At 74.1% G+C, this 11,125-nt stretch carries 7 protein-coding genes; 4 read left to right on the forward strand and 3 right to left on the reverse strand.

Annotated features, from left to right (window positions below; all coding sequences use genetic code 11):
• Positions 1–204, forward strand: a 204-nt coding sequence (locus Q0A33_RS07920; protein ID WP_291794929.1) for a histidine phosphatase family protein, incomplete at its 5' end; no start/stop codon positions are given.
• A gap of 10 nt (positions 205–214) precedes the next feature.
• Positions 215–1,060 (forward strand): PHP domain-containing protein, encoded by an 846-nt coding sequence (locus Q0A33_RS07925; RefSeq protein WP_291794932.1) that lies wholly within the window; start codon positions 215–217, stop codon positions 1,058–1,060.
• 108 nt (positions 1,061–1,168) lie between these two features.
• Here the strand turns inward: Q0A33_RS07925 and Q0A33_RS07930 are convergent, their stop codons facing one another.
• From Q0A33_RS07930 to Q0A33_RS07940, 3 genes are all read right to left on the reverse strand, one after another.
• Entirely contained in the window at positions 1,169–2,926 is a 1,758-nt protein-coding gene (locus tag Q0A33_RS07930; RefSeq protein WP_291794934.1) for a DEAD/DEAH box helicase, read from the reverse strand.
• A gap of 256 nt (positions 2,927–3,182) precedes the next feature.
• A complete protein-coding gene (locus tag Q0A33_RS07935; protein ID WP_291794936.1) occupies positions 3,183–3,407 on the reverse strand; it encodes a DUF3107 domain-containing protein in 225 nt (74 codons plus the stop codon).
• A 144-nt stretch (positions 3,408–3,551) separates the two neighbouring features.
• The gene (locus tag Q0A33_RS07940; protein ID WP_291794938.1) at positions 3,552–4,184 is read right to left on the reverse strand and encodes a TetR/AcrR family transcriptional regulator; all 633 of its coding nucleotides are present in this window, start codon (positions 4,182–4,184) and stop codon (positions 3,552–3,554) included.
• Positions 4,185–4,292: 108 nt separating this feature from the next.
• Between Q0A33_RS07940 and Q0A33_RS07945 the strand changes: the two genes are divergently transcribed.
• Positions 4,293–7,685, forward strand: coding sequence for a UrvD/REP family ATP-dependent DNA helicase (locus Q0A33_RS07945; protein WP_291794941.1), 3,393 nt, complete (start codon positions 4,293–4,295; stop codon positions 7,683–7,685).
• Positions 7,682–11,125: UvrD-helicase domain-containing protein (locus Q0A33_RS07950; protein ID WP_291794942.1), on the forward strand; the 3,444-nt coding region annotated here is incomplete at its 3' end. The genes Q0A33_RS07945 and Q0A33_RS07950, both read left to right, overlap by 4 nt.

Here is an 11,125-nt window from a genome sequence, read left to right on the forward strand (position 1 = left end):
CGGTCGCTCGGCGGGCGCACGCTGGTGTTCGCCCACGCGCACTCGCTGCGCGTCCTGGCGGCGCGCTGGCTGGGCCTCGAGGTGGCCGACGGGCGGGTGTTCGCGATCGCCACGGCCACCTACTCGGTGCTCGGCGACGACCGGGGTCAGCCGGTGGTCCAGCAGTGGAACGTCCAGCAGGGCGGGCGCGCGGGCAGGGCCTAGTCTTCTGAACGTGCGCATCGACCTCCACACCCACTCGACCGCGTCGGACGGCACGGACGCGCCGGGAGAGGTCGTCGAGGCCGCGGCCGCGGCCGGGCTCGACGTCGTCGCGCTCACGGACCACGACACGACCGCCGGATGGGAGCCCGCAGCACGGGCTGCCGCGAGCCTGGACATCGGACTGCTCCGGGGGATGGAGGTGTCCTGCCGCTGGGAGGGCATCAGCGTCCACATGCTCTGCTACCTGCACAGCCCGGAGGGCGCGGAGATCACGGAGACCATCGACGAGGCCCGCCGGGCGCGAGTGGTGCGCAGCAGGACGATCGCGGAGAGGATCGCCGAGGATCACCCGATCACCTGGGAGGACGTACTGGAGATCGCGGGACCGGATGCCACGATCGGCCGCCCGCACATCGCGGACGCCCTGGTGCGCGCCGGGGTCGTCGCGGACAGGACCGAGGCGTTCGGCGCCATCCTCTCCAGCAGCGGCCGCTACTACGTGCCGCTGCCCGTCATCTCACCCCTCGACGCCGTGCGGATGATCCACGAGGCCGGCGGGGCGGCGGTGTTCGCCCACCCGCGCGCCTCCGCCCGCGGCCGCGTGGTGCCGGAGCGGGGGATGCGGGAGATCATCGCGGCGGGCCTCGACGGGCTCGAGGTCGACCACCGTGACAACCCCGCACACGAACGCGCATGGCTGCGGCGGGTGGCAGCGGACGCGGGACTGCTCGTCACCGGTTCCAGCGACTTCCACGGCACCGGCAAGCCCAATCGACTGGGGGAGAACACCACCGCTCGGGACCAGCTCCTGCGGCTGGTGGAGCGCACCGACGGAGTCCCCGCGCTGGGAGTCTGAGCTCAGGACAGGGACTCCGGGTCCCAGCCCTGTGCGGGTGCCGGTGCGCGGACGCGCCGGCGGGTGTCCGTGCCGGGAGTCCGAACTCCCGGCACGAGGTGCCGGAGCTCAGTCCTGCGCGCCGGAGTTCCCGGCGTCCTCACCGGTCAGCCGGGAGCGCCGGCGGCGCCGCTGGGAGGGGCTGGTGCCGCGGGTCTCCTGCACCACGCGGCGCGGCGCCGTCGCGGAGCCGCCCGCTGCGGCGCGGTTCCCGCGCCCGGAGGTCTCTCCCCGGGAGGGCCGGCCGTTCCGGACGCGCTCGCCGGAAGCGGCGTCCTCGCCGGAGCCGCCGCGACGGCGACGGCCGCCTCGGCTCCGGCCCGCGTCCTCGGCGGCCCGGTCCGCACTGCCGGACCCGCGCCTTCCCGCCCCGCGCTTCTCCGTCTTCCCGCCGGCTCCGGCCTCCTCGCCGGCAGAGGCCTGCTCAGCCGCTGCCACCCTGCCGCTGGGCCCTTCGCCGTCGCCGGCCCTGGCCTCGCCGCGGGTGCGCGTGCGGCGCGGGCGGTCCTCCTTCGCGGAGCGCTCACTCGAACGCTTGGAGCGCCCGCTGCCCTGCTCCCGCTCCTCGCCCGCAGCGGGCTGGCGCCGCTTCAGCCGCCCCTTGGTGCCCTGCGGGATGCCGAGCTCCTCGAACAGGTGCGTGGAGGTGGAGTAGGTCTCCTCCGGCGAGTCCAGGTCCAGGTGGAGCGCGCGGGAGATGAGCTTCCAACGGGGGAGATCGTCCCAGTCGACGAGGGTGATCGCGGTGCCGGTGCGCCCGGCGCGGCCCGTCCGGCCGATCCGGTGGACGTAGACCTTCTCGTCCTCGGGGCACTGGTAGTTGATGACATGGGTGATGTCGTCGATGTCGATGCCGCGGGCGGCCACGTCGGTGGCGACGAGCACGTCCACCCTGCCCTCGCGGAACGCGGCCAGCGCCTTCTCGCGCATCTGCTGGTTGAGATCGCCGTGGAGGGCGCGCGCGGAGAAGCCGCGATCGCGCAGCTCCTCGCCCAGCCTGTCCGCCGTGCGCTTGGTGCGGGCGAAGATGATCGTCTTGCCGCGGCCCTCGGCCTGGAGGATGCGGCCCACCATCTCCGACTTGTCCATCGCGTGGGCGCGGTAGGCGAACTGACGTGTGTCCGCATTCGTCTGGGTCTCGTCCGCCGGATCCTGCGAGCGGATGTGCGTGGGACGGGTCATGTAGCGCCGTGCCAGCGCGATCACGGCACCGGGCATCGTCGCGGAGAACAGCATGGTCTGCCGGCCGGTCGGCAGGGCCGCGACGATCCGCTCCACGTCCGGCAGGAAGCCCAGGTCCAGCATCTCGTCGGCCTCGTCGAAGACGGCCGTGCGGACCTGGTCCAGGCGCAGCACGCGCCGGCCGTGGAGGTCGAGCAGCCTGCCGGGGGTGCCCACGACCACGTCCACGCCGGCGGCCAGCGCCTCGAGCTGCGGTTCGAAGGCCTTGCCGCCGTAGATGGTGAGCACGCGCAGCGAGGGCCGCTTGCGGCTGGCGACCTCGAGGTCACCGGCCACCTGGTGCGCGAGCTCGCGTGTGGGCACGACCACGAGGGCCTGGGGGCTGCGGCCCTCGGGCTCCGGAGCGCCCTCCTCGCCGGGGGCATGGACGCGCTGGAGCAGCGGGATGCCGAAGCCCAGGGTCTTGCCCGTCCCGGTCTTCGCCTGTCCGATGATGTCCGCACCGGACAGCGCCACAGGCAGTGTCATGGCCTGGATGGGGAAGGGCGCGGTGATCCCCGCCTCCGACAGGGCCTCGACGATGGGCGGTGCCACGTCGAAGTCCGCGAAGGTCCTGGTCTCCGCCGTCGTGTTCTCTGCTGTCACGTTCTCTCCTCACGGTGCTCCATGAGGAGCACGGATATGCGTGGGCCGCCCCGCCCTGCTGGCGGGGCCGGACCCGGACGGGACCGTCGCGATCCCGTGGCGGCGCTCGTGGCCGCCGAGGCCGGCGCGGGCGGGCCCGCTCACCGGCGCGGGCGGGTCCCCTCGGGAGGAGACCCGCCCTGTCGTTCGCTCGCGGTCGGTTCCGCGCACCGGCAGGCAGCGCGCACGCTCACCGCCGGAGGAACCGATGCGGCACTCAGACTACGCCGAATCCTACGCGCCGAGTCTGCTCCTCGCCCAGTTCGACATAGGCGAGGGCCTCGGCGGGGACCATCACGCGACGGCCCTTCGTGTCGTCGAGGGTGAGGAGGGCGCCGTCGGAGAGGGCGGCCGCGACGAGCTCGCCCACCTCCTCGCGGGACCTGTCCGAGTCGAGGACGATCTCGCGGTTGGTCTGGCGCATGCCGATCTTGATCTCCACTGTGCATGTTCCTTTCGATGGCTGGGGTTTCCGGGCGGCCGAGCCGTCCCGAACACAGGTGCCCTGCGGCGGCCGGGTTCCTGCGGCGGAGTCTGCTCGCCGCGGTCGGCTCCTCGCCGGGCGGCGTGCGTACGGGGACCCAGCTTAGTCTCTCGGCGGAGCGCACACGGAGGGCCGCCCCGCCGCGAACAGGTCGAGCCCCTCGATCCCGTTCCAGATGAATGCGGTGAAGGCGTCCGCGGCCGCATCCCGGTCGATGGCGTCGTCGGCGATGACGAACCGGGTGGCGGACTCGCCGATCGTCGCGATCGTGCCGCCCACCAGGCGCGTGGTCTGCTCGTCCATGTCCGCTCCGCCGGAGACCACGCGGGCGAGCTCCCGGGCCAGCCCGCTGCGCACCTCCTCGAAGATCCGCTGTGCGGCGGGCTCGTAGGAGTAGGCGGTGTACGCGATCGTGTACTGGTCGCGGTGCTCGTCCGCGAACCGGAAGAAGGCACGGATGGTGCGGCGGATGCGGACGCGGCCGTCGCCCTCGGAGTCCAGGGCGGTCCGCAGCAGCGAATCCACGGTCTGCGTCGCGGTGCGGGCCACCGCGAGGTAGAGGTCCAGTTTGGAGTCGAAGTGCTGGTAGAGCACGGGCTTGGAGATGCCGGCGGCCTCCGCGACGTCGTCCATGGAAGCGGCGCTGTACCCGCGCTCCGCGAAGACGCGGACGGCGGAGTCTATGAGCTGAGTGCGGCGCTGCGCACGCGGCATCCTCTTGGGGGCGGTCGACATGTCCCGATGATACCCACCGGTCATCTCGGCGCCGCGAGGCGTCTCGCAGTGCGTTCCCCGCGTCCCGCCCGCGGCCCCCGTGTCCGTGCTCCGTGATGGAATGGCCGCATGAGCGATCCCCACGACATGAGCGAGCGGACGGACTCGCGTCCTGCGCACGGCGGTCCCCTCGCGGCGGCGTCCGCCGAGGTCGCGGACCTGCTCGCCGGCGGCTCCTCCGTCTGCGTCGCCGCCGTGCCCGGCAGCGGTCTGACGAACACCCTGGTGGGTGCGCACTCCCGGCTGCTGGGAGTCCACGGGCTCGTCCCGGACGACGTCCTGGTCCTCACCCCCAACCGCGCGCACGCGGATGCGCTGCGGGACAGGGTGGGCGCGGGGGAGCGCGCGGTCCGCACGGGCGCCGGCGCCCGCAGCGTCCACTCGCTGGCGTTCGGACTCGTCTCCGCGGAGACCGCCGCGACGCTGGGCGAGGCCGCGCGCTTCCTCTCCGGCGCGGACCAGGACGCCGTGCTCGGGACCCTCCTGGAGGGCTTCGAGGAGGGTCGCGTGCGCTCTCCGCGGTGGCCGGACTCCTTCAGCCCGGAGATGCGCCGCACCGCCGCCTTCCGGGACCAGCTGCGGGAAGCGCTGGACGCGGTGCTGGTGCGCGGGGTCACCCCGGTGGAGGCGGAGGCCGCCGCCCGGGAGACCGGCCGCGGCGAATGGCTCGCGCTCGCCCAGGTGCTCCAGGACTACCGGGACCAGCTCTCGTTCCCCGGGTACGGCGGAGTGGACACCTCCGGGGTTCTCGCGGACGCCGCCGCGATCATCCGCGGACAGGCGGAGGCCGGTGCCGTCGCCGGGAGCGCCTGGACGTTCTCCGCGGAGCGGATCCCCCGCTGCGTCCTCGTCGACGCCGCCCAGGACGTCCCGGACGCCGCGGCGGACATGCTCGCAGGACTCACGCGCCTGGGCTGCGCGGTCGCGGTGTTCGGCTCGCCGGACTCCTCCACGCAGGGCTTCCGCGGTGCCGGCGGGCTCGTGGCGGACTGGGCGCGCGCACTGCGGACCGGGCAGGTACCCGGGCGCACCCTCGTGCTGCCGGCGCAGTGGCCCGGCGCACGCGGCACCGGACCGGTCCGGGACCTCGCCGTCGCCCTCTCGCGGAGGCTGTCCGCCGCGCTCGGCCTCGGGCACGTGCCGGGACCGGGGCATGCGTCCGAGGGCGCCGCGGAGCCGCCCGCGCGCTCCGGGCTGAGCGTCGTCACCCACTCCTCGGCGGCGGAGCGGACGCGGCACGTCGCCCGTCTCGTCCGGACCTGGCACCACGACGAGGATGTGGCGTTCTCGGACATCGCGGTCATCGCCCGCACGAGTGGCACCGCCGTGAGCCTGCGCTCCGAGCTGGGCGCGCTGGGGCTGCCCGTGGAGTCGACGGACCTCCCCCTGGCCGTGGATCCCGCGACGATGCCGCTCCTGCGGCTGCTGACGGCGGACTCCGCGCTCCCGGAGGAACGGGCGGCGCTGCTGCGCCTGCTCCTCACCGGCGTCTACGGCGGGGTGGACGCGCTCGCGCTGCGGGGGATGGAGAGGGAAGCGGTGCGCGCGCTCCGCGGTGTGGGCCTGGAGCCGGGGGACGACCCCCTGCTCACCTGGGCGGAGGCGTCCGGCGGCAGCCCGCTCCCGGCCCCGCTCGTGCGCGCGGCGCAGATGGTGGGGAAGGGCGCGGAGGTCCGCGCGGACTCCCCGCACGCCGCTCTCTGGCAGCTGTGGGAGTGCTCCGCCGTGGCCGAGGGCTGGCGCCGTGAGGTGCTGCGCGATCCCCGCTCGCCGCTGCGCGAGAGGCTGGACGCCGTGGTGCGGCTGTTCGCACTGGCGAAGAAGCTGGAGGACACCGTGGGGCTCCAGGCGGAGGCCTTCGCCTCCCGCGTGCTCGAACAGACCTACGCACAGGACTCCCTCAGCCGCACGGACGCACTCGATCTCCTCACCGTCGATTCCCCGGCGGGAGTCTCGCACCGTTCCTTCTCCCGCGTGGTCGTGGTCGACGTGGACGAGGGCCACTGGCCCAACCCGCGGATCCGCCGCAACGCCTTCAACCCCGCGGACCTCCTCGCGCATCTGCGGGATCCCGCGGCGGCGGAGCAGGAGTACGCCCCCGGCGAGGCGCTCAAGGAGGCGCGCCGCCGGACCATCCGCGACGAGGGCGGGCTCTTCCTCGCCGCCGTGAGCCGGGCGCGCGACGAGCTCGTGGTCTGTGCGCTGGACGACGGCGAGACGAGCCCCAGCGCGTTCCACCACCTCGCAGGCGAGCACGCGGGCGGCACGGTCACCGGCCAGGGACGGGCCGCGGCGGCGGAACCCGAGGCTCCGGAGGAGACGGCCGCCGCTGACCTCGTCCCCGCCCGTCTGCGCGACATCGCGGGGCTCGCCCGGCAGGGGCTGCTGACGGAGGAGGAGCCGGAGGAGTGGGCGCGGCTGGTGGCCGCGCTCGCCGCCGCCGGTCTGCGCGAGGCGGATCCCGGCGCCTGGAGCACCTGGTACGAGCCGTCCTCGGCGGCGCCCTCGCGGACGGCGGAGGAGCGCCTGCGCATCCGGCCCTCGCAGGTGGAGGCGTTCGCCACCTGCCCCCTGCAGTGGTTCCTCACCGACAGCGGCGGCCGGCCGGGGGAGACGGTGACGGCCGCCTCGTTCGGCACCGCGATGCACCAGGTGGCGGAGCACCACACGGAGCCGGACCGCGCGGCCATGCTCGCGGAGTTCGAGGAGGCCTTCGACTATGCGCTCCTCGGCTCCGAATGGGAACGGGACCGGACGCGGCGGGACGCGGAGACGATGGTCGACGCGCTCATCGACTACCTCCGGTACAGCCGGGAGGACATGGCCGCTCGAGCGGCCGCACTGCAGGAGGCGACAGGAGCACCTGCGGAGGTGGACGTCCTCACGGAGGCACAGGTGAGCGCGGCGTCCCCGGCCGGCTCCCGCGGCGGGCCGTGGCGCATCTCCGGTCGCGCGGACCGGCTGGAGCGCGTGGGCGCCACCGTCCGCGTCATCGACTTCAAGACGGGCAGGGTCCAGCCGTCCTACCAGGAAGCGGAGGAGAACCCCCAGCTGGCGGTCTACCAGTACGCGCTGGCGGAGGGGGAGGCGATCGTCGCCCCCGCGTCCGCAGAGCCCTCGGCACAGGCAGAGCCCGCGGCACCGGGAGCGCACTCCGCCGGAGAGCCCCTCCGTCTGCGCGGTCTGGAGCCCGCGGGCGGCGCGCGCGGCCACCTCGGCCGGGGGACGGGCACGGGGAAGGGCGGGCTGCCCGCCACGGTGCGGACGCAGTCCGCGATGGACCGGCGGACGGAGAGCGGGGCGCGGATGCACGCGGACACGTACGAGCTCATCGACGCGGCTGCCGCCGGCATGCGCGCGGCACAGTTCCCGGCGACCCCGGGACGCCACTGCGAGCACTGCCCCGTGCGGTCCTCCTGCCCGGCGATGACGACACTCACAGCGGACGGAGATCAGGGATGAGCGCGCACCGCATCAGCGCAGTGGAGTTGGCGGACCTGCTGGGGACGAACCGCCCCACCCCGGAGCAGCAGCGAATCATCGAGTCCCCGCTGGAGTCCGCCGTCGTCATCGCCGGCGCCGGATCGGGCAAGACCACCGTCATCTCCCTGCGCGTCGTCTGGCTCGTGGCCAACGGTCTCGTCGCACCGGACAGGGTGCTGGGCCTCACCTTCACGCGCAAGGCCGTGGGGGAGCTCAACGAGCGGGTGCGCGCCATGCTCGCCCGCTACCGCCGTGCCGCAGCCGCGGCGGGTGACCGCACGCAGCGCGCACAGGAGCTGCCCGGACTGGACCTGCCCGTCATCTCGACGTACAACTCCTACGCCGCCTCGCTGGTGGGCGACTACGGGATGGAGATCGGCCTCGAGGGCGGCGACGGCGTGCTCGACGCCGCAGCGCGCCGGGAACTGGTGGACGGCGTGCTGGACGCCGCGACCTCGGCGGCCGTGGTCCCGGAGAAGGCGCGGTCCACCATGGCGGCGTGGATGACCCAGCTGCTGGGGGAGATGGGCGAGCACCTCGTGTCGTTCGACGACATCGCCGCCGTCCTCGACTCCTCCGTCGAGGCGCTGTGCACACCGGAGTTCCTGCGGGGGCTGGCGAAGGCCGTGCGTCTGCGCCGCAGCGGCGAATACGCGGACAAGGAGGCGAAGAGGCAGTTCTCCGCACAGCTCACGGAGGCCGCGGACGCGCTGGAGGCAGTAGGCCGCGGCCCCGGCCGGGCAGAGGCGCTCGCGCTGGCACGGCCGCTGGTGGTGGCGCACGAGCAGAAGATCGTCCCCCAGCTGGAGGCGAAGCGACGGATCCTCGGACTGGCGCGGAGCTTCGCGGAGGTCAAGCGTGCGGACGGGGGCATGGAGTTCTCCGACCAGGTGGCATTCGCCCACCGGATCATGACCGGTTCGGAGGCCGCCCTGGACACGGAGCGGTCGCGCTGGGACGTCATCCTCCTCGACGAGTACCAGGACACCTCCTATTCGCAGCTGCTGCTCCTGCGCACACTGTTCCGCCGTGCCCCCGTCATGGCGGTGGGGGACCCGCGGCAGGCGATCTACGGCTGGCGGGGGGCGAGTGCGGACAACATCACCTCCTTCTCCGGCTCCTTCCGCGGTCCCGGGGACCGGCCGGCGGCCAAGTACGGGCTCATGACCTCGTGGCGCAACGACGAGGCGATCCTCGCCGCGGCCAACCGGATCGCACTGGGACTGGACAGCGAAGACGAGCGCACAGGTCTCTCCGCACGGCCGCAGGCCGGACCGGGCGCGGTCGAGGTCTCACTCACCTCCCAGGCGGTGGACCCGGGCATCCCCGCGTCGTCGGAGACCGAACCGTCGCCCTCCCAGCTCTCGGAGCTCGTCGCCTGGGTGCTGCGGGTGCGGGAGGAGCTCACGCGGGAGGCACGCCGCGAGGCGGAGGAGAAGGGCCTGGCCGCGCCGGAGGAGCCCTCCGTGGCGGTCCTCTGCCGGACGCGCGCCGGCTTCGGGCACATCGCCGCGGCACTGGAGGACGCAGGGCTGCCGGTCGAGGCGGTGGGCGTCCGCGGCCTCCTCGAGGATCCCTTCGTCGCGGACGCCCTCGCCGCGCTCGAGGTGCTGGTGGACCCGGACGCGGGCAATGTCCTCATGCGTCTGCTCACCGGCCGGATGCTGCGACTGGGTGCGGCGGACGTGCGCGCCTTCGCGGAGTTCGTGCGCACACGGGCGGTGGCGATGCCGGACCCTCAGCGCCCCGGGGAGGAGATCGCTGAGGGGATCGGCGTGGTCGAGGGCCTCGACGAGCTCCTCCATGTGCAGGAGCCCCCGGTGCGCTCCGCGGAGGCCGCCGGCGGAGAGGCGGACTCCGGCGTCCTGCTCAGCCCGGAGGCGCACCGGCGGCTGATCCGGCTCGCCCGGAGCCTGCGCCGGCTGCGGGGCGCAGACGTCACGCTCACCGGGCTGCTGCGGGCGATCGTGCGCGAACTCGGCATCGATACGGAGATCGCCGCCCTGCCCCCGGCGCACGAGCGGGTGCACGCGCGTCAGGTCGACGGCTTCCTCGGGGTGGTGGGCGGCTTCGTCGCGCAGCATCCCGCGGGCAGTCCCCGGGAGTTCCTGCGCTGGCTGCGCGTCATGGAGGAGGCCGAGGACCTGGGCGAGACCACGGCGGAGCCCGCTCCGGGGGCGGTGACGATCATGACGATCCACGCCTCGAAGGGCCTGGAGTTCGACGCGGTCGCCGTACCGTTCATGCACGACGGCGGACTGCCCAGCGGGAGGAGGACCAAGGCCGGATGGCTCTCCGGAGGTGCGCTGCCCTACCCCCTGCGGGGGGACCGGACGAAGCTCCCGGACTTCGACCTGAGGACCATGGAGCTGGAGTCCCCCAAGGACTTCGAGGAGCGGCTGAAGGACGACGGGCCCGTGGGCGCGGCGCTGGAGGCCCACCATCGCAGGGAGGAGCGCCGCCTGGCCTATGTCGCGCTCACCCGTGCCAGGAAGCGCCTGTTCGTCTCCGCCTCCCGCTACACGCTCGGCCGGACGCGGCCGGTGGAGGACTTCCCCTTCCTCTCTGAGGTCGCCGAATGCCTGGGCGTCGCGCTCCCGGAGCTGCCGGAGGCTGACCCGGTCGCGGAGGAAGCCGCGGCCGCGGCGCTCTGGCCGTCCGCGGATCCGGAGGCGCTGGTGAGGCAGCGGGCGGAGCGTCTCGACCTCCTCCGCCGGGTGCAGGCCTCCGTCCCGTCGCTCGGCGAGCTGGCGCGGAGCGCCGAGTCCCCGCGGGTGCGCGCCCTGGCGGTGCGCGCGCACCAGCTGCTCGAGGAGGAGGAGCGCGCGGCCTCGCCGCTGGCGCTGCCCGCCCGCCTCTCCGCCACCGCCATGGTGGGGCTCAGCACGGACGCGGCCGGCTGGTGGGCCGATCGGCTCCGGCCCATGCCCGAGGCACCGAGCACCGGCGCGGAGCTGGGCACCGCCTTCCACGCCTGGGTGGAGCAGCACTACGGGCAGGCCGTGCTGCTCGACGTGGAGGCCGGCGAGAGCGGCGCGCGTCTGCCCCCGGCGGCGCAGATGACCCTCGCGCGCCTGCAGGAGACCTTCCTGAGGTCCGCGTACTCCGAGGAGTCGCCCGCGGCGGTGGAGCTGTCCTTCGAGCTGGTGCTGGAGCGCAGGAACGGCGGTGGGGCACTGCACGTCCCCGGCAAGATTGACGCGGTCTTCCGCACTGCCGGCGGCGTCCGGATCGTCGACTGGAAGACCGGCAGGAAACCTGCGGACCCGGAACGGCTGCGCCACATGGAGCTGCAGCTGGCCGTCTACCGGGCCGCGCTCCTGCGGATGCCCGCATTCGCCGATGCCCCGCGCGTGGACGCGGAGTTCTACTTCGTGGGCTCGGACGAGGTGTGGCGGGCGGAGCGGCTCATGGACGAG

This window comes from Brevibacterium sp. (genome assembly GCF_022712115.1).
GTDB lineage: Bacteria > Actinomycetota > Actinomycetes > Actinomycetales > Brevibacteriaceae > Brevibacterium > Brevibacterium salitolerans.

What these genes read in the sequence shown, in the direction of transcription:
- Q0A33_RS07945 (WP_291794941.1), top strand. Translation starts at nt 4,293, where the DNA reads ATGAGCGATCCCCACGACATGAGCGAGCGGACGGACTCGCGTCCTGCG.
- Q0A33_RS07940 (WP_291794938.1), bottom strand. Translation starts at nt 4,184, where the DNA reads ATGTCGACCGCCCCCAAGAGGATGCCGCGTGCGCAGCGCCGCACTCAG.